The organism is Paenibacillus sp. JT22N15 (assembly GCF_059383755.1).
This window is the reverse complement of record NZ_JBXENV010000003.1, coordinates 104,682-129,001: the sequence shown is the minus strand read 5'-3', so window position 1 is coordinate 129,001 and position 24,320 is coordinate 104,682. Positions and strand designations below refer to the sequence as shown.

Below are 24,320 nucleotides of genomic sequence, written 5' to 3'. Positions count from 1 at the left end.
TACGCTATCCCTATGTCAGCTGTTTGCAGTTTCCGTAATATAAGAGATCAGCTCATCTAAATTTCTACATATTTTATCCGGTTCGCAGCCTGCGCGTTCCGAATAGTGCTTATAATTTTGCTCCGTTGTAAGTCCTGTCAAAACGAGCAGCGTCCCACAGCCCGAAGCGCGGCCAGCTGCAATATCCGTAGCCAGATTGTCACCGATTACCCATGTGTCCGAAGCCGGAAGGCCGAGCTGCTTTAAGGAATAATCCATCAAAATCGATGAAGGCTTGCCAATGACAATCGGCTCCTTGCCCCCTGCTGCTTGCAGCATCGCTCCAATTGAACCAGCCCCCGGCATTAAACCGCCTTCCGTTGGAAGCAGCAAATCAGGGTTCGTTAAAATAAACGGAGCTCCGCCATGAATATAGCGAACCGCAAGCGAAAGCCTCGAATAGCTAAGCTCACGGTCGATACCTTGAATAACAAAATCCGGCTGTTCTTCCGTTAGCCGCAAGCCGGCTTCTTCAATAGCTGCGCGCAAGCCAGCCTCTCCAATAACAAAAACAGAAGCCCCCGGCTTTACAGAAGCCACATATTCAGCAGCAGCCTGCGCTGATGTGCACACATCCTGCTCCTCCGCCGGAATATCCATCCTGTTCAATCGCTCCGCTACATCCCCCGGCGTAGCCGAAGAGTTGTTGGTAACGAACCGATAAGGAAGATTTAGCTCCTTAAGCTTGCGCAGCAAAGCATCTGCACCTTCAATTCTTCTCGTTCCATGATAAAGCGTGCCATCGAGATCGATGAGCAGGCCCCGCATTTCAGGCAAATTATGTCCCATGATTCCCCAGCTTCCTTCCTATCTTGCCCTGCAAGCGCAATGACCGCTTGCGAAGCTCTGCAAGCTCCGCCCGCTGCTTGGCAGTTTGACGCCCCCGAAGCGGATGGCTAAGCGCCATCTGCAGCGCTTCGTCCGCATATAATAAAGCCGAATCATAATCTTTCAGCTTATGTTCGTAATACATAGCGAGCTCGATAAAGGCGCTGTCATCGCTTGCCCCAAATTTGTGAGGCAACATTACAGCCTTCTGCCACAATAACACAGCTCGCCGCCAATTTCCAGCCTTCTTGTCACGTGCCGCGAGCAGCAGCAATGCATTAAGCGTCATACCCGGAAGCTGTTCTGCCACCGCAAATAATCGTTCCGCCTTCTCCGCCTGTCCCATCTTCTCCAGCCACAGCCCTGTTCGCACGATTTCCTCCGGCTCTTCCGGCATCGGCAGCGGGCCGCAGCCCGCTTCGCCATTTAACAAATGCCCAAATCGGATCGCTAAGCTCGCAAGAGAAAGCATGTCGATTTCATTATGGCGGAATACGCCTTCCAGCGGCTCCGGATTTTGATCAGCTAAATATTGAAAATACAGCTGCGGGGCAAGCGAGCCCGGGACATCATCCACACGCTCAATGCCAAGCCGCTCTTCCTCCACATGGCTTAGCCTGCATGAAGCAAGCGTATTGCGCCAAACGCTGCGTGCAGGATGCAGAAAATCCAGATGCAGCGGCGCCCACACTTTGCTGCCGAAGCCATTCAATATAAATCGGTTCAGCATAACGGGCCAATCAAACGTTCGTCCATTATACGTTACCAGATACGCATAAGCCGTCAGCTTTTCCTTCAAATAGGCCAGCATCGCCCGTTCCTCTGCCGGATGGCGAATTAGCGCCTGCTCTACAATAAACTGCTGCCCTTGCCAATAGGCAATGCCCACCATAAACGGCACATTTCCTGTCCCGACTCCAAGACCGGTCGTCTCCAAATCCAGAATGAGCAAATGCTCTGCGCCAATTTGCTCCCCGTGAAAAGCGGATAGCCCTTTGCTGGCTTCCTCAAGCTCCGAGAGCCGGTGAATGCCATGCTGATGGGCCGCAGGATATTTCACTTCACGCAGCAAAAAAGTTCCTACCTCATTCGTTTGCAGCTTGACGCCCATGGCGAGCCAGCTATCTGGAAGCTGCTCCGCGCCCGCTTCTATTTCTAATTCTACTTCTGCTTCTGTCTCTGTGACTTCTTTATTACCTTCTAAAGAGGCTTCTAGAGAGACTTCTAAATCAGGCACTTTAGAAGTCTGCTGCCCTGCACTTTCTATCGCTTCGCCTGTGCTGCTTGCTGATCCAGCTGCGCTGCTGCGCAGACGATTCATTCGCTCTCGCAAACTGCTCATGTATTTCCCTCCGCTTCCTCCAGAAGCTTAAGCGCCTGCTCCTTGCCGAGCAGTCCGACCTCTTCAATCGGCCCCACACAGGCTGGGCATCCGCTCAAGCAAGTACAGCCGCGAATAAGCGACTTTGCCTGGCGGATCAGTTCATCATGCACCTCAAACAGTCTTTCGCTCAGTCCAATGCCGCCCGGGTACCGGTCATAAAAATAAATCGTCGGCTTCTGTGTATGCACAGCCTTCACCTGCGGCACGACGCGAATATCATAGGGATCGCACATCAGATAGAGCGGTGCAATATGAACCAATACATTCGCAATGCCCAGCAGTGCGTATTGCATCTCATTTTTGCTTTTGCGCGCAGCAGCCTCTTCGCTGAACGAGAACCAATAGCCGCTCGTATGCAGCTCCTCCTCCGGCAAATGAATCGGGCCAGAGCCAATATTTTCATGGCTGCGCAGCCGAATTTTTTTGAAAATCGTCGCCTTGGCATTCAGCGCCAGCTCTCCATACTGCCTCGTCAGCTCGCCCGATTCGCGCTCCTTGTCTACATAAAGCACCTTCAGCTCCACTGCGAGATTCGCATCGGTGTAATAATCGACATCGACTTTGCGCACATAAGCTTTCTTCTCAGCATAATCCAGCTTCTCGACCTGATACTGCACGCCCTCGTGGATATATATCGCTTCTTCGTGAATAAGCGTTGGGGCACTGAAGCGATCAACTTCGCCGAGTACACGGCTGCCCTCCGTCATATCAATGATGACGAAGTTTTCCTGCGCTGCAGAACGCAGCGAAATGTTATGGGCGGGAAACGATTGCTCCATCCAATACCAGCGGCTGCCCGCACGGTGAAGCACCTTTTCCTCTGTTAAAAACTCCATCATATCCGCAAGCGATTCCTCGCCAAACTTCTCGCCCTCTTCAAAAGGAAGCTCGTATGCCGCACATTTCACATGATCAATGAGCACGAGCAAATTATCAGGATGGATAAGCGCGCGCTCTGGGGGGCGATTGAAGAAAAAGTCAGGATTCTGAATCATATATTGATCCAAAGGATTGCTGCTTGCCACTAAAAAAGTAACCGCGCTGCCCTGCCGGCGCCCCGCACGACCCGATTGCTGCCAGGTGCTGGCTACTGTGCCCGGATAACCGTTCAGCACGCAAGCTTGAAGCTGGCCAATGTCAATGCCGAGCTCCAGCGCATTTGTGCTGACGACGCCGCGAATTTCGCCGCTGCGCAGGCCGCGCTCAATTTCCCGCCGCAGCTTGGGCAAATACCCGCCGCGGTAGCCGCGAATCGTCTTCGCATCGAGCTTGTCCTTAATGATATCCTGCAAATAGGTCAACAGCAGCTCCACGCGCACCCGGCTGCGGGCGAACACAATCGTCTGAACGCCTTGCCGCAGCAGCAAGCCTGCCAGCTTCCTCGTCTCCAGCACGCTGCTGCGGCGAATGCCGAGCTGCCTGTTCACAACAGGCGGATTATAAAAAATAAAATGCTTTTCGCCCGTTGGCGCGCCATTATTATCAACGAGCCGCACAGGCTCGCCTATTAGCTTTGCTGCATGCTCGGCAGGATTATCAATGGTCGCTGATGCACAAATAAATTGCGGATTAGACCCATAAAACCGGCAAATTCTTTTGAGCCTGCGGATAACATTGGCAACGTGACTACCGAACACGCCTCTGTAAGCGTGAAGCTCATCGATCACGATATATTTAATATTTTCAAACAGCTTAACCCATTTCGTATGATGCGGCAAAATCGCCGAATGCAGCATGTCCGGATTCGTTACGACGATATGTCCAGCGTTGCGGATCACTTGCCTCACAGTCGGAGGGGTATCCCCGTCGTATGTATTCGTCTTGAGGTCGACGTCCATCAGGTCGGCAAGCGTCTGAAGCTCAGCCACCTGATCCTGCGCCAGCGCCTTCGTCGGAAACAAATACAGCGCCCGGCCTTCCTCATCCTCTAATAAAGACTGGAGCACCGGCAGGTTGTAGCATAAGGTTTTGCCAGAGGCAGTCGGGGTGACCGCTACAACGCTATGGCCTTCTCGAACGAACCGATAGGCCGTTTCCTGATGCGTATATAGTTCATTAATTCCCTTTGAGCGCAGCGCTTCCGCAAGCTTAGGATGCAGATCCGCAGGCAATGCTGCGGTACAGGCCTCGCGAGGCGGAATGGTCCGCCAGTGGGTAATATTGTCCGTTATGTCCTGATCGTGCTTCAGCAGCTCCAGCCACTCCTCGAGTCCCGAGGTCTTTCCCGTCCAGCGGTTCATGACTGTTTCTCTCCTTGTATCCTGACTTTTCTAGTACACTCGTTTCTTTCATTTTACAAGAATACATGTTCGGCCTGCAATTTTATTTTTTGGGTATTCGTTTATTGACAGCTTAAGGCGTAGCCATTACAATGTGATTATATTAGATTGTTAGATAATTATCTAAATATCGAAAGGAGGTCATCCCTCATTGTCGATTAACCAGGCGTTTAAAGCGTTATCCGATCCTACAAGACGCACCATACTTGATTTGTTAAGAGAACAGGACTTGACAGCGGGGGAAATTGCTGACCATTTTCACATGACCAAGCCGAGCATTTCCCATCATTTAAGCTTGCTGAAGCAGGCTGAGCTAGTATCGGACGAGCGCAAAGGGCAGCATATTTACTACTCGCTGAATACGACCGTCTTTCAGGATTTACTCAAATGGATTGCTTCGTTTCAATGAACATCAACCGATTTATGACCTGACTTGGAAAGGAACGATGAATGATGAAAAAGAATTTTTGGACTTGGCTCATTATCGCACTATCATTTATTGCCGGGTTAATCTTCTACTCTTCTCTGCCTGCCACTATGCCCGTACATTGGAATGCGTTTGGCGAGCCTGACCGTTATGCCGGCAAAATGTTTGCTTTATTTTTCATCCCGGCTTTGATGGTGCTGCTTACTCTGATGTTTAAATATTTGCCGAAAATCGATCCCAAAATGGCTGCAAGCTCCAGCACGATTAAAAGCACCGATATTATCAATCAAGTGCTGATGCTTGGCCTAGCCGCCATTCAAGGCTTTATCATCGCATATGGCTATGGCGTCGAGCTTGATATTCAGATGGTCGTCATCCCGTTTATCGGCATTTTGTTCATTACGATCGGGAACTATTTGCCACGTATGAAGCCCAATCGCTTTATCGGCATCAAAACACCGATAACGCTGAATAACGAGCATGTATGGCGCAAAACACATCAGCTTTCGGCCAAAATATTTTTCTGGGGCGGCTTTCTCATTATAGTGACGGTGTTCCTGCCAGGCATGGTGCAGCTGATCAGCTTTCTGACGTTGATTGTGCTCGTCTCCATCCTATCGGTCATCTCGACTGTATTTGTTGACAAAAAAATATAGCGCCCTTGGAGGAGCGCTATACGTGCTTTTTCTCAAAATATTTCACTAAACGTGGGGAGGCTCCCACGTTTTTTTATTCCAACCTAGTCGGTGATTCAGCACCTTCATATCCGCATCGAGCGTCACAGCTACCCCAAACGGCATTTGCTGCTTATTCCAAAAACGCACATCGCTCCAGGTCACTTCGTAACCATCGAGCTTTTCCTGCACATTCACATGAACCCGCTCGGAAAATGACAATAGAGCTTTCACGCCTTCCTCGTTCATCGCCGCACGCACAACTGGAACCAATTCCGCGTCATCCAGCTTGCACACTGTCGTCTCTATCTTAACCAAACCTCCGGCAACCGTGCCCGCTGCATAATGGTCGCCGCAGTCTGCTGTAAACTGCCAGCTGTAGCCTAGCAGTGACGGTACGAGCGTTATGCCCGTACGGAGGCCGAAGCTTTCTCGCAGCAGCCGTTTCACCTTACGGCTTACTCGCAGCCTCCATCCGATATAGAGAGCCGTCATTGCGTAAATGATGGCAAACATCGGGCCTGGCTCGGCTAAGCCTGATGCCCAAAGGATACAGCCTGATGCATGCAAAACAAACAAATACGGATCAAATAAGCATAACGTATCTAAATGCAGCCATTTCTGCGTTACAGGTCTGGCGCATTGCACGCCAAAGGAATTGAGCAGGTCCAGCAATACGTGAAAACAGACCGCAACGAACATCCAGCCTACGACCTGCCAGGCAAGCTCTGGCACACCATAAAGCCATGCAATCGGCAAGCCCAGCAGTGACCAAATGGCAGGCGCAGGCAGTGAATGCGTAATGCCGCGATGATGGCGCACATAGGCCGCTTGCCCTTTAAAGCGCATCACCGTATCAAAATCCGGCGCATGGCTGCCGAGCAGCGTTGCTGTCCATACGGCAAGCATCGCGGCTGGCTGCGCAGCGAGCGCAGGGTCGAGCATCGCCAGTCCCCCAAGTGTTGCGCCGAACAATAAATGGCTTGCTGTATCCATTACGTATCAGCCTCCCCGATGTGTATACTGCTGTTCACAGCCATCATACGGGGGGAATGTCAACGCATTATTTTCAGCATATGTTGATTTCGTAAGAGGGACTTAGGGTGTAGCAGACTGGACGGAAGTCCCCTAAGGCTAGCAGTCGCTGCGCCTTGCTATTTTGGCATGGAACAGATCATAGGCCGCTTCGGATTGCGGAAAAATACGCTGGGCCTCTTCCTTCAGCATCGGCATATCCTCAAGTAGAAAACGCGAGCTGAAATGCGTCATAATCAGCTGCTGCACACCTGCATCCTTAGCGGCCTGCGCTGCTTCAATCGTCGTCGAATGCCCATATTCATGCGCTTTCTCTTCCTGTCCTGCAGCAAACGTCGCTTCGTGAACGAGCAAATCTGCATTTTCAGCAAGCCGGGCCATGTTGGCACATGGGCTGGTATCGCCAGCAATTGCAATGATTCTTCCTTTTAATGGAGCTCCAGCTACTTCAGCAGCACGCACCGTCGTGCCATCTGGCAGCTGCACATCCTCGCCCTGCTTGAGCTTGCCATATAGCGGCCCTGACGGAACACTCAGCGCTTTCAAACGCTCTGTATTAAGCTTGCCCGGACAATCTCGCTCCAGCAAGCGGTAGCCATAACAGGGCAGGCGATGATCCAATGACCACGCTTCCACAACGAATCGCTCATCCTCATGAATAACGCCATCCCCTTGGATCTCGGTTATGATCAGCTCATAGTCAATATGGGTTCCGCTCAGCCGCAGCGCGGTTCGCACCATCTCTTCAATGCCTACAGGACCAAACAAATGGAGCGGACCTTTGCCGCCGGAATAAGATCTTGTGCTAAGCAGACCTGGAATCCCAAAGGTATGATCACCATGCAGATGCGTAATGAATAGTGCATTCAGCTTGCCCATTTTCAGCGGGGATCGCATCATTTGATGCTGAGTGCCTTCGCCTGCATCGAACATCCATAGCCCGCCATCCGGCTCTGGCAGCCGCAGCGCAATCGACGTTACATTGCGTTCTTTCGACGGCCGTCCCGCACCTGTTCCAAGAAACCAAATTTCCATGCACCTACCGCCTCCTGTTCAAAAATAGGATAAAGCCTCCGCCAATCGTTAAAAACGATTTTGCGGAGGCTCTCCCTGCTATTCATGATGCTATTTATGCACCTAACGTTCAACCTTCTCAACGTTAAAATATTGCGCTTCCGGATGGGAAAATACCATCGCAGATACCGATGCTTCCGGCTCCATCATGAAACCTTCCGTCAACTCAACGCCTATATCCTCCGGCTTCATCAGCTCGAACAATGGACCTTGATCTTCCAGATCCGGACAGGCTGGATAGCCGAACGATACGCGAATCCCTTGATAACGTGCGCCGTGGCGCTGCTTCATCGTCATCGTATGCGGATCCGGGTAGCCCCAAATATCCCGCATCATATGGTGGACGCGCTCAGCAAGTCCTTCCGCCACTTCAAGCGCCACCGATTGCAGCGCGTGCGAACGCAAGTAATCGCCTTGATCCTTCCATTGCCCCGCCAAATCGCGAATGCCTTCGCCAGCCGTTACAACGAGGAAGCCGACATAATCCATAATGCCGCTATCTACAGGCTTCAGGAAATCCGCCAAACAAAGGAATGGCTCTACCTGCTGGCGCGGGAAGGTGAAACGTTTGATTTCCTTCGTCTGATCGTTAGCGTCGTAAATAATAATATCGTTTCCTGAGGATTGCGCCGGGAAGAAGCGGTACATGCCGTTAGCCTTCAAAATCCCGTTCGTCGTTCCTTCATGCAAAATGCCGTCAACCGTTTCTTTGAGATGAACCGCCTTCTCGTTCTTTTCCTTCAGCAGGTTTTCCACGTTGCCCTTCAGTCCTAGATGATGACCGAGCAGCATCTGCATATTGATATAAGGAATAATATGCGGCAGCGGAACATCGCGCAAAATATGGCGATCCAAATCAGGCGGAATGTACACTGGCGCGTCTACTGAAATTTTTGAACGCTCGATTCGGGTAAGCTTAGGCAGCTCTTTGCTTTGAACCTCTTCTTCGCCGCCCGATGCTTTGTATTCCGCCATCTCATCTTCCATCCGTTGACGGTGGTCTTTATCCATAAGCTTATTGGCAATATCAAGCCCGTCCATTGCATCCTTCGCATACAGCACCAAGCCGTCATACTCCGGACCAATCCGCGTCTTCGTAAATTTCCGGGTCAACGCCGCACCACCGACCAGAATTGGCGCGTCAATGCCTGCGCTGCGCATATCCTGCGCTGTAATGACCATCTGCTGCGCCGATTTGACCAGCAAGCCCGACAGGCCAATCGCATCCGCCTTCTCATTGCGGTAAGCTTCTATAAGCTTCTCAGGTGGTACTTTAATGCCGAGATTAATAATCTTGTAACCGTTGTTGGACAAAATAATTTCAACGAGGTTTTTGCCGATGTCATGCACATCGCCTTTTACCGTCGCCAATATAATTTTCCCTTTTACGGACGATTCATCCTTCTCCATAAACTGCTCCAAATGAGCAACCGAAGCTTTCATGACCTCTGCGCTTTGCAGTACCTCCGCCACAATGAGCTCATTATTATTAAACAGTCTGCCGACCTCTTCCATCCCCCGCATGAGCGGTCCATTGATGACCTCCAGCGCCGTATATTTGGCAAGCGCCAAATCCAGATCAGGAATTAGTCCTTCCTTCGTACCTTCAACGACATAAGAACCCAGTCTTTCCTCCAGCGTCAGGTTGGAGATTTTCTCTTTCTTGACCACTTTCTTCTCGCGGAAGGCGGCAACGAAAGCAGCCAGCGTCTCGTCTGTCGTATTAAAAATCAATTCCTCCGCCAGTCTGCGCTCCTCTTCAGGAATCGAAGCGTAACGCTCCAGCTTCTCGGTGTTCACAATCGCATAATCAAGTCCCGCTTTTGTACAATGGTACAAATAAACCGAGTTCAATACTTCGCGACCCGCATCCGGCAAGCCGAAGGAAATGTTGCTCAGGCCTAGAATCGTTTTGGCAAGCGGATATTTTTCTTTGATTAGTTTAATACCCTCAATCGTCTCCACTGCGGAGCCAATATATTGCGGGTCACCAGAGCCAACCGGGAACATATTCGGGTCAAAAATAATATCCTCCGGGTTCATGCCATACTTATCAACAAGCAAACGGTAGGAACGCTCTGCCACTTCGAGCTTCGCTTCACGGCTAACCGCCTGACCGCGCTCATCAATTAGTATCATGACGACAGCTGCGCCATATTGATGGATAAGCGGAAGAATCTTTTCAAACTTGGCTTCGCCATCCTCCAGGTTAATGGAGTTAATGATCGCTTTTCCTTGCGAATATTTAAGGCCCAGCTCAATAATATGATCGTACGTCGAATCAAGCATGAGCGGCACTTTAATTTTCTTGACAACTTGCGGCAAAAAATGATGAACGGCGTACGCTTCATCAATATCCGTATCCTGCAAGTTAATGTCAATGACATGGGCTCCGCCTTTTACTTGCGCTCTGGCAATTTCCGAAGCTTCGTCAAACTTCTCTTCTTTGATCAGACGCTTGAACTTCCGCGAGCCGGAAATGTTCGTGCGCTCCCCTATCATAATTGGGCGGTTTTCCGGCTCAATATAGACGGTATCAATGCCGGATACTGCTGCAGGATGCTCGCCATATTTGGTACGCGGCGGATATTTCGCCATCGTCTCGACAAGAGCGCGGATATGGTCCGGCGTCGTACCGCAGCAGCCGCCAGCAATGTTAAGCCAGCCCTGCTCGGCAAAAGCAGACATTTTTTTCGCTAGCGATTCTGGCGACTCATGATATTTACCGTTCTCATCCGGTAAGCCCGCGTTCGGATAACAGCTTACTGCCGAATTGGCAATTTCACTAAGCGTACGAATATGGTCACGCATAAACTCAGGACCTGTCGCACAGTTTAGCCCCATAGATATTGGCTTCAAATGCTCCAGCGAAATATAAAACGATTCAATGCTTTGGCCCGCAAGCGTCGTTCCCATAGGCTCAATCGTTCCCGAAATCATGATCGGAAGCTCACGACCCATCGTCTCAAACGCATTGCGAATGCCGATGCTCCCCGCTTTTACATTAAGTGTATCCTGGGAGGTTTCAAGAAGCAGCGCATCTACATCTGCTTCCATGAGCGCAATGACCTGCTCGTAGTAGCTGTCCACAAGCTCTTCAAAAGTAACACCGCCTGTTACAGAAAGCGTCTTCGTCGTCGGACCAAGCGCTCCTGCCACATAACGCGGATGCTCAGGCGTCGAATATTTATCCGCCGCTTCACGGGCAATTTTCGCCGCAGCCAGGTTGATTTCGCGCGCCTTTTCCGGTATATCGTATTCAGCCAGCACGACGCTAGTTGCTCCGAACGTATTCGTTTCCAAAATGTCCGTGCCTGCCTCTAAATATTGTTCATGTATAGTACGGATGACATCAGGACGCGTCAACACGAGTATTTCATTACAGCCGTCCATATCCTCACCGCCAAAATCATCCTCGGTAAGATCGGCTTGCTGAATCATCGTTCCCATTGCGCCGTCCAAAATCAATATCCGCTTTTGCATCATTTCTTGTATGGTTGGTTTCGACAATTATGTGCACCCTTCCTGTGAAAATCACTAAAGTTCAGTTTAACAGAATCGACGCAATGTGAAAAGCAATTGCAATCGACAATCGCTTGTTTTTGCATTATAATCATTATATATTTAATATAACATTTAATTTCAATAGGAAAAGAGGGAATTGTGATGGCTGAGATTAGAATTCGCAATACTGAGGAAAGAATATCTGGCGAGCAGAACGTTCGCGCGTTTTTGGAAAGCCAAGAAGTGCTTTATGAACACTGGGATGCTAGCAAGTTGCCAGGCCATCTGCAAGATAAATTTGTATTATCCGATGAAGAGAAAGCGGAAATTCTCGCTACTTACGATGTAGAAATTCGCGAGCTTGCCCAGCGTCGCGGTTACAAAACATGGGATATCGTTGCCCTTTCAGATGCTACCCCAGGTCTTGATGATATTTTAAAACGTTTTGAGCAAGTGCATACGCACACAGAAGATGAAGTGCGGGCGATTACAGCTGGACGCGGAATCTTTATTATTAAAGGCAGCGAAGAAGTCGGTTATTTCGACGTTGAGCTGGAAGCGGGAGACGTTATTTCGGTTCCAGAAACAATTCCTCACTTCTTCACATTGATGGATAACCGTCAAATCGTTGCTGTTCGCCTGTTTATTGAAACGGAGGGCTGGATTGCCCACCCGTTCGAAGACCCTGCTTTCACTAAAGCTTGATCGTTTCTTCATTGAATTGCGTCATTATACAGAGAAGCCCCTTGAGCCATGTCAAATGGACCAAGGGGCTTCTTCTTATGCTTTTGCAGCAGTAATGGCGCGAGTATGCGCGACTATCCCAGCAGCGGCAGCAATTCCTCTAAATGCTTAATTTCATATGTAGGCACAATTTCATCCGACCGAACAGCGCCATGGCGATTAATCCATACCGAATCCATACCAATGGCATTTGCACCTAAAATATCCGTAGTCAGTTTGTCCCCAACCATTATACCCTGCTCCGGTTCAATACCAAGGCGCTCCAGCGCATGGCGGAAAATCGAAGCGGCCGGCTTGCCTTCACCGAAAGCGCCCGAAATAATGATGTGGTCAAAATAAGGCGCAAGCTGTGGAACGCCTGTAAGCTTCTCCTGCTGCAAATCCGGTGAGCCGTTCGTTAGCAGCAGCAGCTTATACTTGCCTTTTAGCGCATCTAGCAATCGAAACGTTTCATCATATACAATCGGGCGCGCTCTGCGCTCTGCCGGAAACTGCTCGGCCAGTATGGCGCCAAGCTCTGGATTGTCTACGCCCAGCGCTTTTAGCCCTTTCGTCCATGCTTCACGACGATAAGCGGGTGCAAGCTGCTCCAGCTTTCTGAACTCCTCCTGTTCTCCCTCACGGAAGTTAGCCCATAGGCCTTCAAAAGGATTAATTCCGATCATTTTCGTGAAAGGGAACGTTTCATACGATTCATATAGGCTGCGAGCTTCCTTGCGAACAGCTTCCTCCAGCTCTACCGCATCTACGCCCGCTGCTTCCGCACCTGCTTGACAGGTCGCATCAAATGCTTCTTTTACACTACGGTCATCCCATAGCAGTGTGTCATCCAAATCAAATAATACCGCTAGCTTTGCCATTGTTCACTGACGCTCCTGGTCGTTTTATTTTTGTTCGTATGTTATGCCGTTATCTTTGGCAAATTGCTCTAATCTTGCGCTGATTTCATCCGTTGGATAACGATGAAATACTCGCGAAAAAGCCCACGTCGATCCTTTTTGCGGTTCAATCGTCACATAGCCAGGCTGTACGCGAATCGTCTTGATCGCTTCTGCACCTAGACGCTTGTCGCCAGTCATCTTGCGTGTTTGAACATAGTTTTTACCGATTGTAATATACGGGCGCCGCAGGAAAAATACAATTGCCAGAAATACATAGCAGCCAATTGTCACACCTAGCAAGGTATCGAATTTAAATTGCGGGTCCATTTGGGCAAGTATAACGTACATGGCAATAAACAGCAGGAGTAAAATCGGCGCAATATAGCTGCGGCCAACAAAACGATCTGATTGGGGTCCAGCTGGTTTAAAGCTTGGGCCGCCTTGTTTTTTGCGATTTTTGTTAATTTGGTTCGTATTTCGGCGCACCTTGCGCTCCCATGTACGTGACAAATTCGTTCCTCCTTATTATGGCTGCAGCACAAAATCACGCTTAATAAATCAAGTCAGACAAGTGATGCAGGCTGACACCGTATATCTCCAGGTTTCACAGTAATTCGTTAAAACGGACGTTTGAATTTTGCAATAAAACGATTCGGATAGTCTTCGGCAAGCGCGCTGACCTCATCCAGACGGTTCCATATTTCTTCAGGCATCGTCCAGCCGACAGCTCCCATATTATCCTCATATTGCGCAAGCGTACTAGCACCAAAGATTGGGGACGTAATGCCTTCCCTTTGCAGCAGCCAATTCAGTGAAACTTGAGCAGGTGTTTTATCAAGTTCCTTGGCGGCTGCTAATACAGCATCCAAAACAGCAAAGTTTTGCTCATTTGCCCGGTTTGCCCAAGCACTTTCGCCTACTTTGCTTGTCAATCTGCCCTCTGTCGGCTCTGTGCGATCATACCTGCCGGTCAGAAAACCGCCACCAAGCGGAGCCCATGGAATAACGCCAACGTTTTCTTCTAGGCAAAGCGACATCATTTCGCGATCCATCTGGCGACTAACGAGGCTATATTGAGGCTGCAGCGAAACAAAGCGTACATACCTATTAGCATCGCTCCATGCCAAAGATTTCATAAGCTGCCATGCAAAAAAGTTAGAACAGCCGATGTAACGCACCTTGCCTGATGTGACAAGATCATCGAGCGTCCGCAGCGTCTCTTCAATCGGCGTAGCATGATCCCATACATGAACCTGATACAAGTCAATGTAATCGGTTTGCAGTCGCTTGAGGCTCGCTTCCACGCCGTCCATAATATGCTTGCGGGACAGCCCTACTCCATTAATATCAGGTGATGTTGTCATTCTAACCTTTGTAGCAACGACCATCTCAGAACGACGGCCTTTAATCGCTTTTCCGACGATCTCTTCAGAGCGTCCGCTTACATAAACGTTCGCCGTATCGAGAAAATTGCCGCCGCGCTCCACAAAACGATTGATCATCTCAAGCGAATCCTGCTCATTCGTTGTATTGCCAAATGTCATCGTTCCAAGACAAAGTTCAGAAACAGCTAGTCCACTACGTCCAAGCAGTTGGTATTTCATAAAATGATGACCGCCTCTCCCATTAAAATAATTAATGCTGTGGCTTCTCGTCTCCCGCTTCACTCTCTTCATCTTCTACGAATTTAATCGTATCAAGCTGTTGGCGAAAATTGCTTTTAAACTGCTCCATATATTTACTGCGCAGCTCAGCCCGTTCCGTCAGTTCCTCGGGCGTCAAACCGACTGTTTTATTTTTACGGGATAATTCATTAATTCTGGCAATAAGCTCTTCCATTGATTGCTCACCTCACTTGCTGTACTTTTCCCAAACTCTTTCTACTTTGACATTACCAATACGCAGTTGTCAAGGTGAAACGGCTGTCGCCGTCCTTTGGCGGCGCAGCGCGTTTCAGTCCGAGAAATATAGAGAATGGATGAGAAAATCATATCCTTTCCTATATTTCAAGAAAATGGGGCTATAATTAAATACAGAATAGATCGTACAACGATAATGCTATCATTGTTCCGATCTATTCTGTATTTAGGTCGAGTATTCACGCTTCAAAAGTTACGAAGAACAGCTACATGATTTCCGTCATGCAAACAGCTTGCGTATAGTATAGAGGCATGCTTCTTAATGAAGCTATGGAGAAGGAATGACCAGCTTCTGCCCAGGCCATATATCTGGCGACGACAGCTGGTTGCGTTCCCGTATTTGATAAACGGACCAGCGTATATCATCAGAACTGTCCGAGTATTTACGTGCAAGCTCCCATAATGTATCGCCTTGCGCAACCACTACCGTCTGCTCTCCAGCAGACGCTGGCGCAACATGATTCACTGAAGCTTCTGTGCGCACCAATAAAAAACCAGAAAACAATACGATAAACAGAGTCAGACACACCGCCAACTTCAAAGCATAGTTGCTAAATCCAGCCATGCTGATTTGCCATTTCATCTTTGCCGCCTTAACAGGCGCTTTCTCTGAGAATATAGATTGATAGGATTCTGGATAAATGATCATTGCCCTCACTCCCAAACGTTTGTTCTGTTTCGATATTAACACGAACATTTGTTTGTGGTCAACAGACAATGCGAACTTTTGTTTTTAGGAACTTATGTTTGTACGAACGGCGGTTCCATGTTATAATTTGAGAAATAAATACTCATATTGCACTTCGAATGAAGTGCATGGATCAAAGTTTCAATCAAAATTCATGTCGCACTCATCATGGAGTGCGTGAACTGGAGTGATCGTGTTGTCCAAAGCTTCCAATCGCCAGCAGTCGATTCTGGAATTTATAAAGAACGAAGTTCGCGAGAAGGGTTATCCGCCTTCCGTACGTGAAATTGGAGAAGCAGTTGGACTTGCTTCAAGCTCGACTGTACACGGTCATCTGGACCGTCTGGAGAAGAAAGGGCTTATCCGCCGCGATCCAACTAAACCTCGCGCTATCGAGATTTTGGATCAGGAAGATGTCGACGGGATTATCCGTCCTGCTGTTACCCATGTACCGATCGTCGGTAAAGTTACTGCCGGTGTGCCGATTACCGCTACTGAGAATATTGAAGAATATTTCCCCATCTCTTCCCATTACGTAGGAGATGATGATGTATTCATTCTTAATGTCATTGGCGAGAGCATGATTGAAGCCGGCATACATAACGGCGACTACGTTATTGTACGCCAGCAGCAGACCGCTACTAACGGTGATATTGTGGTCGCCATGACTGAGCACGATGAAGCAACAGTCAAAACCTTTTACCGCGAGAAGGATCATATCCGTCTCCAACCGGAAAATGTAACCATGGAACCTATCCGCCTGAAGAACGTTACGATTTTAGGCAAAGTCATCGGCTTGTTCCGTGATTTTCATTAATCGTAGAAATTTCATACCCTTCATACAAGAATAAAGCTGCATCCTTGCCCGCACTAGAAACGGGTTGGATGCAGCTTTTTAATTTAGTCAGAGGATTTTTTCCAGCTATCGGTCTTCCTCCTCAGACTGCCTCGGTATGACGACATTTGGGAAAGCTTGAACAACCCAAAAACTCCCCACGCGCACTTTTACGACGAACTAATGGCTGGCCACATTTTGCACATGCTACTTCTGTCCTTATTTGCTTCGTAATCATTTTCTCAGTATTGTTTTGTTCTGTGTCGGTATGTGGTGTTGGAATTGATCTATTGGCATTGATCTTCAAAATCATTTCAATGAGCTCTGCTCGATCAATAAGCCGAACTGTATTTGATTTTGCTAGGGTGATTGCAGCTTCTGTATATCCACTGTTGGAAATGACCCATGCCTCATTTGCCGAATAATGTGCGATAGAAGCCTGTGCTTCTTGAACAGCCTTAATCCCGACATTTTTACTATAACGTTTAGCTTGAACGACCACCCTTTGCGCGCCTTTTGCTATAACAAGATCTGCCCCGAAATCTCCTGCTGCCTGCGTCACCGTTACCTTATAGCCATGAGCCTCTAAAAGATGTCCAAGATACTTCTCGAACTGTCGGCCCTCCATCTTATCTATTTCTGCGATACCGGAACGCTTAAGGCGTTCATTACGTTTGCGAGCAATTGATATCGCTACAATTGCATACAACATCATAACCGCACCAAATGCAACACCCGCAAAAATAAAAGAATTTGTAAGCTTATAGGCACCAAAACCAGCACCCAGCATAAGTAGCAGCACAAATGCTTGTACCGGGTCCAATTCCTCTTTCTTCCTTCTACGTTTTGCCATATTTAGATCCCCTTTGTTCAACATAATATACCTTATATCGGCATATATAATAGGAATTTGTACCTAATAATGAAAAATACATAAAAGTTATCAGTCTACTCACTTCACTTAACTTTGTTTCCTCACGGTCAGTTGTGTCGATTTTCACAATAACTACCACCATATAAAAAGGCTGACACAAAGCACTACTGATATCTACATCAGTAATACTCGTGTCAGCCCTCTCCAAATTTACAATCGGTTACCGGTATGTATGCTATTGTTTCATCATTCATTTGATGTCATGGATCTGATCGAACCCAGCGAGGAAGAGCTCAACATCCCGTAATCAACAGTATGGCGCAGTGAAACTAGTTTCAATTCGCTGGACTGTGAGACGAAAATGAATGCGGCTTTATCTCCCCGCTGCCTGGAACTCGATCATTCCTGCTTTAATATCTTTCTGTCTCTATAATGATATTTGTTTCCCTCTGTTTTACATTTTTAATATAACACAGGATACTAATGCATTTTGTCGTTTTTTGTCGAAATATTTAATCGTTCGATACTAGTATCGATTTTTATTGACATAATAATGAAAATGTGTATTAAAAAAGAGCTAACCCATTTCTGGATTCAGCCCTTTTTTAGTAAGTGTTCCACTAAAGGTAGTTTTCCTTTAGCTACGTTTGCTGTATAACCGCCTTCGAAATGCGCAGTTATTGCGTAAAATGTTTTAGTAACCTCTCGAATATGCTCTACGTTCACTAGGTTGTTAACATCCAGCGCAACAAATCCCAATGGCAAAAATATTTGTTTGCATGCTTCAAGTGTCGTTATGAATGTAAAAAGGCCCTTAGTGGTATGGAATCTCGGAATGTGATAGTTTTTTTTTGGTTGGAATATATCTACAAAAAAAACTTCACCTAATTTGAATGTATCAAACTGATCTCCATCGATTTCCCCATCATAAATTCGTTGTCCTAGAATCTCAGTCGTTAGATCCATATGATATCCACTCTACTTACGAAGTTCTTTTGGGATAGGTTGAGCCCCAATGAACCCTTTTCGATTTCCACTTGCGACGGAACGCTCAGCGTCTTTTTGCAGTTTGTCTGCAATTTTACGCGCTAGTTTTTGCATCATATTCAGCACCTCCGTCCCTTTGATGAATGGATACCAATACCATCTGAGCGAAAAAAACTAAAGTAACTACATCTGATTGAAAAAATATATTTGACAAAATGAGCAACAAAGGTAAGTTCCTTTCACTGCCCCTACTCCAGCAAATCAATAACGTTAAACTCAACAATATCAATATTATCATGACTGTACCACTTAAGACAATATGTGGAATTATAGATAAAAGGCAAGTTGAGACAATCACACACGTTGTTAAGGACTTAAAATGAAAGCCTCCAGTAAACTTCCTCAGAGTCCAAAAAGCCACTAGACCAATTAAAGTCTGTATAAATGATTCAGTTGCAATCCCAATAATCAATGTAACAGCGATTATAGTTGCAGAACAAATCCGATTACCCAAAGAATAGGCCATCACTTCTACAGATACGCTGCCCTCAGGATCTAACCTTTTTATGAAAAGCGCCATTCTTTGTGATATAAACTCTATCATCCTCTGATTCTCTCCTTCTAGAGAGGAAATATAGGGTGCCAAGTATCAATAATACTAGGGGGTAAGCGTACAAGGCTGCGTCGTAATGAACGGTCAAAAATAAAGATGTCGTGATTATGGCTACAGCAGCTAATGTAGATATTGCAAGCATTCCGTTCGTTCCGGTAAATAGTTTTTCCTTGCGGCTTAGGTCATGCGGAGGAATGACGATAAAAGTAAATCCGTAATTAAATACTGTAATCAGCCATCCGACCGCCAACGAAGCAGCGTCTGTGAAAAATTGAATCGCAATAACCCCGTTCCCTCCTGTATTCTGAGCAACAACATCGCTAACACCTAACGCTGTCACGGCAAAATAGATCGGAAACTGAATACATACATAGGCGGCATAACCTACCGCTACCATCAAACCAGAATAAACAAGTCTAATTTTAAGTGAATACCGAAAAAACGCTGCGAAGATTAAAAATTGCCCAAATATATCTATGTATGGTGATAACCCAACCACAACCCGGACTGCATATGACCAACCGGCCACCCCAATGCAAATAAAAAGGACATTCCATTTATATGCTGCAAGTGGCTGCCTATACGATTTAATCATCAATACAACCATCGCAATTGCATCCAATATGCTAAAAAGCAAATAACTCGCTGTCTCCATTTATAGCGCCACCATCTTTTATTTTAAATTTTGGTTTTCAAATTTATTACTTTCATCATTGCATGATCGCAACTCTGTTGGCAAGACAGAATTTTAATACCTGACGGAAATACACGATCATAAAGAACCTCCACATAAAAAACAATCCATATTATGATTTTTATAACCAACTGATTGTTACGAATATCTTTCCAAAAACAGTGCAACCTTAAATAAAAAAGGGAGCGTGAAATTATTATGCATACCGTCTGGAAAGGCGCTATTAGTTTCGGGTTGGTGCACGTGCCGATCAAAATGCACTCTGCAACGGAAGACAAGGATATATCATTTCGCAGTCTCCATAAAGAGTGCGGCATGCCGATTAATTACGCTAAGACATGCCGTCATTGCAATAAGGAGATTAGTCCGGAAGAGATCGTTAAGGGGTTTGAGTATGAAAAAGGTAAGTATGTAATTGTCAAAGAAGAAGAGCTTGAAGCTATCAAGCCTGATTCCGCCAAAACTATTCAGATTCTTGATTTTGTAGACTTGGCCGAAATTGACCCGGTCTATTATCAAAAAGCCTATTACCTCTCCCCTGACATGGCAGGTGCTGGCGCATATAGCTTGTTGCTTGAAGCCATAAAACAAACTGGAAAAATCGGCATAGCCAAAATATCTATTCGCAGTAAAAGCAGCCTAGCAGCTGTCAGAGTAGTGGGAAATTGCCTATGTTTGGAAACGATGTTTTTTCCAGACGAGATTAGGGCCATATCCCAGGTTCCTAACATACCTGTGCAAACAACGATTAATGATAAAGAGCTCGATATGGCTAAGATGCTGGTAGAACAGCTCAGCGAACCGTTTGATCCTGCCAAATATACGGACGATTACCGTATCGCATTAACTGAATTGATTCAACAAAAAATAGCAGGACAGAGTGTTGATATTGTATCTGCACCAACAGCTGAAGGAAGGACCAATGTCATTGATCTTATGGCCGCGCTCCAAGCAAGCTTGGATGCTACAAAATCCGCCGCCATGCCTCCAAGTGCTCCCTCAACTAAGAAAAAGAGAACAGCCAAAGCAAAGGGTAACGTATCATGACCATGCAGCTCCCTTCTGTCCCTATGGCTCCAATAACCTCTTCCAATATTCCCCAAGGACCCGAATGGGGTTATCAAATTAAATGGGACGGCGTGCGCACTTTGGTCCGCTTAGATGGTTTAGGGAGGGTTGAACTATTCGGACGAAGGCTGGAGCCGCGTAATCATACTTTCCCGGAAATAGTGGCATTATTAGAGCCGATCCGCGTTGGCCCTTGTATCTTGGATGGAGAAATCGCCTATTTCGATGGAGTGCGTCCAAATTTTCAAAGGGCCAAGTTAGGGGTGCGAAAACGCACCCCCGATGATGGCCTTATATTTGTAATGTTTGATATGATCAATTCGAATGGCGAGGACATTCGCAAACTCCCTTATAAAGAACGTTTTGAGAAACTGAAAGCCTCATTTCCAGAGAAAACGCCTCGACTCTTTGTAACCGATTTGCATTCCGATGGACAAGCACTTTGGAATTGGCTCAATGAACGTGAATGGGAAGGAATTATCTCGAAAAGATTAGATAGCCCTTACATGGAGGGGAAAAAACATCAATATTGGTTTAAAAAACGCAAAGAAGTACGGATAGTCGCTGACGTCGTCGGCATAAAACTGCGGGATGGACTTGTTTCAAGCCTTGTCCTGCGATATGAAAATCGTTACATCGGGCACGTTTCGGGCTTGGATCAAGCATCCAAGCAAGTACTTCATCAGTTTATGGTAGATCATCCTGGTGAGTGCCCTTTTAAAGAGCTAACTCCTGGCATGGTAAAATCTGATGTTGTGTGGCTTTCAGTCCCCTTCCCAGCTCGTGTTACAGCTCTGGAATTTACTGATTCCGGACTACTTCGCCAGCCTAAACTACTCGGATTTGGGGACAAATAATAATCAAATATTAGAAGGGGACTTAAGCAAATAGCTCAAGTACCCTCTATTATGACTCATATTATTCACTCGACTCAATAATCCATTAATCTATAATTAGCTTAGATATTACATTTGGAGTTACCACATTCACCATTACAGGTGGCACGATCTTTTTTTAAATAAGGGATGCCCTTATCAATAATTCTAAATGTTCTTCATTTAAATTAAAGCTTATGCTCATTTCATATTCCTTCATTAATATTCTCTCCTGTGTGTAGTTTCATCAAGAATCTTCTATATAAAGTAACGACTAGTAGAATCTCCTTAAAACTATATTTATAATTTGATCCATAGGCAAACGAAAGGAGACGAATCCTGTGGCATCCCTTGAATTGGGGGATAGCCGGCTGCCCGAACACTTAAAGCGCATGAAGATGACACAAGCCGAATTTGCACGGGCACTGGAAGTGGATCGTCAGTTTATCCAACAGATACTCAAGAAAGAAAGACGATTCTCTTTTATCCATCCCCCCCTTTCGCTAACCCTCCATCTAGCAAGAAAGCCGACACAAAGTACGCTTCTTATCAGCGTCATTGTGTCGGCCCGGTCCGGCTTCTTACCATACAGTCACCAACTTTTTTATTTAGTGCTTTTTGAGATTTTACTCTTGTCTATATCATCAGACAGCACGAGTTGTCGCAAATTTTTATTAAACACCATTGTGGTGATCTGATACCTGAATGCCCATCCCTCTACAGTCGTCTTCATCGCCGTAATTTGCAGACCTTCATGTAACGTATTGAGAAAAGGATTAAAGTCCCCTGTCATTACATTCACAATCCTTTTTAAATATTTGTCCATTCGATTTTCAGACTTTGTAAAGTCTAATAAATCATATTCCAAATTCGTGAAATCCTGTTCAAAGACAAGGACTGCTGAATCTGTATCAAGCCGAAAAGTTGTTCGTATTGCTCCTCTACCAGACCATTTCTTTTTGAACTCAGCAAACTTTAATGCGGCGTTTTTTTCAAATTCTGCTATCTCCATGACCTGCATCCCCCTGATGTAATAGGCTTATACCTGTATTATCAGGGACTTACTGGAAGAAGTAAATATAAATTGGCGATCGTGAATTATGTCGCACTATGTCGAATGAGTCTTGACAAATTAAGAACGTTAATTTACCGCACAAAAATAGCCCTTTTCCTGTAGGAAGGGCTACATTAGTTGAATTTCCGGATTGTACTTCAGCATAAATTCGACAAAATCTTTGACTCTATGGTATGCTACGCCGCATTTTTTAGATTGTTTATTAACAATCCTTTCAAAGTAAGCATCTCCTGTTTTAGGATTCAGCAATATTACCTTATCTTGATTAATCATTTCTGAACGATCGAGCACAAGGAAATTGTACCCGCTGCTGTTAAGCGCCGTTTCCCAGTATACAAGAGTACCCATAGTATAGTAAACATCCGTCAGAGTGTGTATGATTATGCGCTTCTTTTCCGATAAGGATTTAATAATTATAATGTCCTGTACCTTAACAGAAACTAGACCTAATGTGCCTAACTCGTCCTTGGAGACGGTCAACGTATCGATCGTGTATAAGTGCATGGATGTTCACCACTATTTCAACAATTCTTCTGGGGTTTCTGGCTGATTGACATAGAGGAAGCTTGCTGTTCTTACTGAAAAAACAGCCGCGCCGTCCAATAATGAAGCCAATTTATATACTAGATTTTTTAGCATGGGTACTCACCACCTTTGCCAGAATTAAAGTCAAACACTGCACAAGCAGAGTTAATGCAATTATAGACGATTCTATCAATAGATTGCTACATACAATTAAGGCAGATAAAAGCTTAAGTAGTGGGTAATAACGCTTTGGAATACGAGACTGTTTTTCTATGTCTGTTGGTGAAAACATCAATACAATCAATAGATTTAAGAGATTGATTATCACCAACATTTTTCCCGGAAAGTTAGGCGTGAAAGACAATGCCGTCGCCACTCCTACGGATACTATGACACACATAGTGCCCGATTTTAGGTGTACGCCTCCGGATACCTGCCTAAGTATCGCAAATGATATCAACGCTGCTACAACGCCGCTTGTCCGCCCAGTGAAAAATGATATGAGCAGCGCACCTGTAATTATAAATAAAGCGTTTAAGATAAACGACAAAGCGTATTGCAAGCGAGCTTCCGATGCTGGATGCTCCGGAACGACTGATTTAATGCTTATTGCTAGTCTTCTCGAAATAGTTTCCACCATGGGGCTTAACCTCCTTGAGGTACGAATATACAAAGAAAAATAATGCTGCTAGGAAATAGTAAATAATATTTAACAACTCGCTCCGCTGGTGGAGTATAAAACCGAATCCGAGCAAGATCACAATGATAAAACCTCCGACCACTCTCTGTTCATGAGGAAAACGCATCTTTTCTGAGATGCTCTCCATAAAGCCAATTCGCATACGGTTTAGTCCCCAGGCAATAGAAAGGTTAACCCCGGCTGTGATGACCTGTAGCAAGTACCCTATATATGGATGCACTTTAATCTCTGCTAATGAGAAAAAAGGTATGGTATTAACAATAGCACCTTGGATAGAGGCGAAAATAAAATACCCCAAACCAGTAATAATTAATGCTGCAAAAAAAGGTATCTTGATAACGACCGATAGAAATATTACGAACACAAAAATATTGATAACTGGCACGATACTTTCGAGCGAAAGTTCCTCCCTCAAAAAAAAGCTTTGCAAACTCATTAACGTTACAACAAGTAGTGCTGGATAAAAGCTTGCTGCATCGTATCGGTATATCTTGAGCATTAAGTAAAGAATGCCGAAACCCTCAACAATGGAGAAAAGCATAAATAAAATGAATTCCAACAAATTTTATCGTCTCCCTTTACGGCCCTAGTATCTTCT

Annotated in this window: 27 protein-coding genes; 6 read left to right on the top strand and 21 right to left on the bottom strand. The window is 46.2% G+C overall.

The features are described from left to right. Positions 1 to 15: 15 nt before the first annotated feature. The 3 genes from AC50X8_RS06725 to AC50X8_RS06715 are packed head-to-tail and all read right to left on the bottom strand — an operon-like array spanning position 16 to position 4,491. The gene (locus AC50X8_RS06725) at positions 16 to 828 is read right to left on the bottom strand and encodes a TIGR01457 family HAD-type hydrolase (RefSeq protein WP_494879122.1); all 813 of its coding nucleotides are present in this window, start codon (positions 826 to 828) and stop codon (positions 16 to 18) included. Beyond that, the gene (locus AC50X8_RS06720) at positions 818 to 2,209 is read right to left on the bottom strand and encodes a ribonuclease H-like domain-containing protein (RefSeq protein WP_494879121.1); all 1,392 of its coding nucleotides are present in this window, start codon (positions 2,207 to 2,209) and stop codon (positions 818 to 820) included. Before AC50X8_RS06720 ends, AC50X8_RS06725 begins: the two co-directional genes overlap by 11 nt. Next, complete coding sequence (locus tag AC50X8_RS06715) at positions 2,206 to 4,491, bottom strand: DEAD/DEAH box helicase (protein WP_056040754.1); 2,286 nt, start codon at positions 4,489 to 4,491, stop codon at positions 2,206 to 2,208. Before AC50X8_RS06715 ends, AC50X8_RS06720 begins: the two co-directional genes overlap by 4 nt. A 190-nt stretch (positions 4,492 to 4,681) precedes the next feature. Between AC50X8_RS06715 and AC50X8_RS06710 the strand changes: the two genes are divergently transcribed. Both AC50X8_RS06710 and AC50X8_RS06705 read left to right on the top strand, forming a co-directional pair. Then, positions 4,682 to 4,939, top strand: a complete 258-nt coding sequence (locus AC50X8_RS06710) for an autorepressor SdpR family transcription factor (RefSeq protein WP_056040756.1) — start codon at positions 4,682 to 4,684, stop codon at positions 4,937 to 4,939. Positions 4,940 to 4,983: 44 nt separating this feature from the next. Beyond that, on the top strand, positions 4,984 to 5,613 hold the full coding sequence (locus tag AC50X8_RS06705) for an SdpI family protein (RefSeq protein WP_494879120.1): 630 nt from the start codon (positions 4,984 to 4,986) through the stop codon (positions 5,611 to 5,613). Between the two features lie 45 nt (positions 5,614 to 5,658). On the opposite strand, the gene AC50X8_RS06700 is transcribed toward AC50X8_RS06705, so the two are convergent. From AC50X8_RS06700 to metH, 3 genes are all read right to left on the bottom strand, one after another. Then, the gene (locus AC50X8_RS06700; protein WP_494879119.1) at positions 5,659 to 6,627 is read right to left on the bottom strand and encodes a metal-dependent hydrolase; all 969 of its coding nucleotides are present in this window, start codon (positions 6,625 to 6,627) and stop codon (positions 5,659 to 5,661) included. Between the two features lie 138 nt (positions 6,628 to 6,765). Further along, the gene (gene rnz / locus AC50X8_RS06695; RefSeq protein ID WP_494879118.1) at positions 6,766 to 7,701 is read right to left on the bottom strand and encodes a ribonuclease Z; all 936 of its coding nucleotides are present in this window, start codon (positions 7,699 to 7,701) and stop codon (positions 6,766 to 6,768) included. A 102-nt stretch (positions 7,702 to 7,803) separates the two neighbouring features. Next, complete coding sequence (metH, locus tag AC50X8_RS06690) at positions 7,804 to 11,226, bottom strand: methionine synthase (RefSeq protein WP_494879117.1); 3,423 nt, start codon at positions 11,224 to 11,226, stop codon at positions 7,804 to 7,806. 180 nt (positions 11,227 to 11,406) lie between these two features. Here metH and AC50X8_RS06685 point away from each other — a divergent pair, with 180 nt between their 5' ends. Next, positions 11,407 to 11,949, top strand: coding sequence for a 1,2-dihydroxy-3-keto-5-methylthiopentene dioxygenase (locus AC50X8_RS06685; RefSeq protein WP_056040766.1), 543 nt, complete (start codon positions 11,407 to 11,409; stop codon positions 11,947 to 11,949). Between the two features lie 113 nt (positions 11,950 to 12,062). Here AC50X8_RS06685 and AC50X8_RS06680 read toward each other — a convergent pair whose 3' ends face one another. The 5 genes from AC50X8_RS06680 to AC50X8_RS06660 all read right to left on the bottom strand — a co-directional run bounded on the left by AC50X8_RS06680 (position 12,063) and on the right by AC50X8_RS06660 (position 15,437). Beyond that, positions 12,063 to 12,848, bottom strand: a complete 786-nt coding sequence (locus AC50X8_RS06680) for an HAD family hydrolase (RefSeq protein WP_494860079.1) — start codon at positions 12,846 to 12,848, stop codon at positions 12,063 to 12,065. Between the two features lie 24 nt (positions 12,849 to 12,872). Further along, positions 12,873 to 13,379 carry a hypothetical protein gene (locus AC50X8_RS06675; protein ID WP_056040770.1) on the bottom strand — a complete coding sequence of 169 codons (507 nt, stop codon included), beginning with the start codon at positions 13,377 to 13,379 and terminating at the stop codon, positions 12,873 to 12,875. A gap of 107 nt (positions 13,380 to 13,486) precedes the next feature. After that, a complete protein-coding gene (locus AC50X8_RS06670) occupies positions 13,487 to 14,473 on the bottom strand; it encodes an aldo/keto reductase (RefSeq protein ID WP_494860077.1) in 987 nt (328 codons plus the stop codon). Positions 14,474 to 14,504: 31 nt separating this feature from the next. Then, the gene (locus AC50X8_RS06665; protein ID WP_056040774.1) at positions 14,505 to 14,708 is read right to left on the bottom strand and encodes a DUF896 domain-containing protein; all 204 of its coding nucleotides are present in this window, start codon (positions 14,706 to 14,708) and stop codon (positions 14,505 to 14,507) included. A 348-nt stretch (positions 14,709 to 15,056) separates the two neighbouring features. Continuing rightward, complete coding sequence (locus tag AC50X8_RS06660) at positions 15,057 to 15,437, bottom strand: LysM peptidoglycan-binding domain-containing protein (RefSeq protein WP_056040776.1); 381 nt, start codon at positions 15,435 to 15,437, stop codon at positions 15,057 to 15,059. Between the two features lie 235 nt (positions 15,438 to 15,672). On the opposite strand from AC50X8_RS06660, the gene lexA reads away from it, so the two are divergent. Continuing rightward, positions 15,673 to 16,293 (top strand): transcriptional repressor LexA, encoded by a 621-nt coding sequence (gene lexA / locus AC50X8_RS06655; RefSeq protein ID WP_046232543.1) that lies wholly within the window; start codon positions 15,673 to 15,675, stop codon positions 16,291 to 16,293. Positions 16,294 to 16,414: 121 nt separating this feature from the next. On the opposite strand, the gene AC50X8_RS06650 is transcribed toward lexA, so the two are convergent. The 5 genes from AC50X8_RS06650 to AC50X8_RS06630 all read right to left on the bottom strand — a co-directional run bounded on the left by AC50X8_RS06650 (position 16,415) and on the right by AC50X8_RS06630 (position 19,440). Further along, complete coding sequence (locus AC50X8_RS06650) at positions 16,415 to 17,164, bottom strand: restriction endonuclease (protein ID WP_056040778.1); 750 nt, start codon at positions 17,162 to 17,164, stop codon at positions 16,415 to 16,417. A gap of 615 nt (positions 17,165 to 17,779) precedes the next feature. Then, positions 17,780 to 18,151: a LytTR family transcriptional regulator DNA-binding domain-containing protein gene (locus AC50X8_RS06645; protein ID WP_494879116.1), complete on the bottom strand. Its 372-nt coding sequence runs from the start codon at positions 18,149 to 18,151 to the stop codon at positions 17,780 to 17,782. A 12-nt stretch (positions 18,152 to 18,163) separates the two neighbouring features. Beyond that, a complete protein-coding gene (locus tag AC50X8_RS06640) occupies positions 18,164 to 18,289 on the bottom strand; it encodes a hypothetical protein (RefSeq protein WP_494879332.1) in 126 nt (41 codons plus the stop codon). After that, positions 18,267 to 18,752, bottom strand: a complete 486-nt coding sequence (locus AC50X8_RS06635; RefSeq protein WP_494879315.1) for an accessory gene regulator B family protein — start codon at positions 18,750 to 18,752, stop codon at positions 18,267 to 18,269. The genes AC50X8_RS06640 and AC50X8_RS06635 overlap by 23 nt, the downstream gene beginning before the upstream one ends. Then, a complete protein-coding gene (locus AC50X8_RS06630; protein WP_056040782.1) occupies positions 18,721 to 19,440 on the bottom strand; it encodes a hypothetical protein in 720 nt (239 codons plus the stop codon). Before AC50X8_RS06630 ends, AC50X8_RS06635 begins: the two co-directional genes overlap by 32 nt. A 237-nt stretch (positions 19,441 to 19,677) precedes the next feature. On the opposite strand from AC50X8_RS06630, the gene ku reads away from it, so the two are divergent. Beyond that, complete coding sequence (gene ku / locus AC50X8_RS06625) at positions 19,678 to 20,526, top strand: non-homologous end joining protein Ku (RefSeq protein WP_494860062.1); 849 nt, start codon at positions 19,678 to 19,680, stop codon at positions 20,524 to 20,526. Further along, the gene (locus tag AC50X8_RS06620) at positions 20,523 to 21,404 is read left to right on the top strand and encodes an ATP-dependent DNA ligase (protein ID WP_494879115.1); all 882 of its coding nucleotides are present in this window, start codon (positions 20,523 to 20,525) and stop codon (positions 21,402 to 21,404) included. The genes ku and AC50X8_RS06620 overlap by 4 nt, the downstream gene beginning before the upstream one ends. Positions 21,405 to 22,026: 622 nt before the next feature. Here the strand turns inward: AC50X8_RS06620 and AC50X8_RS06615 are convergent. From AC50X8_RS06615 to AC50X8_RS06595, 5 genes are all read right to left on the bottom strand, one after another. Further along, positions 22,027 to 22,434 carry a hypothetical protein gene (locus tag AC50X8_RS06615; RefSeq protein WP_056040790.1) on the bottom strand — a complete coding sequence of 136 codons (408 nt, stop codon included), beginning with the start codon at positions 22,432 to 22,434 and terminating at the stop codon, positions 22,027 to 22,029. Positions 22,435 to 22,605: 171 nt separating this feature from the next. Continuing rightward, complete coding sequence (locus AC50X8_RS06610) at positions 22,606 to 23,001, bottom strand: LytTR family transcriptional regulator DNA-binding domain-containing protein (protein WP_056040792.1); 396 nt, start codon at positions 22,999 to 23,001, stop codon at positions 22,606 to 22,608. A gap of 12 nt (positions 23,002 to 23,013) precedes the next feature. Continuing rightward, positions 23,014 to 23,136 carry a cyclic lactone autoinducer peptide gene (locus AC50X8_RS06605; RefSeq protein WP_081419031.1) on the bottom strand — a complete coding sequence of 41 codons (123 nt, stop codon included), beginning with the start codon at positions 23,134 to 23,136 and terminating at the stop codon, positions 23,014 to 23,016. Further along, complete coding sequence (locus AC50X8_RS06600; RefSeq protein WP_056040794.1) at positions 23,114 to 23,662, bottom strand: accessory gene regulator ArgB-like protein; 549 nt, start codon at positions 23,660 to 23,662, stop codon at positions 23,114 to 23,116. The genes AC50X8_RS06605 and AC50X8_RS06600 overlap by 23 nt, the downstream gene beginning before the upstream one ends. Next, positions 23,622 to 24,284 (bottom strand): hypothetical protein, encoded by a 663-nt coding sequence (locus tag AC50X8_RS06595; RefSeq protein ID WP_056040796.1) that lies wholly within the window; start codon positions 24,282 to 24,284, stop codon positions 23,622 to 23,624. The genes AC50X8_RS06600 and AC50X8_RS06595 overlap by 41 nt, the downstream gene beginning before the upstream one ends. Positions 24,285 to 24,320 lie beyond the last annotated feature (36 nt).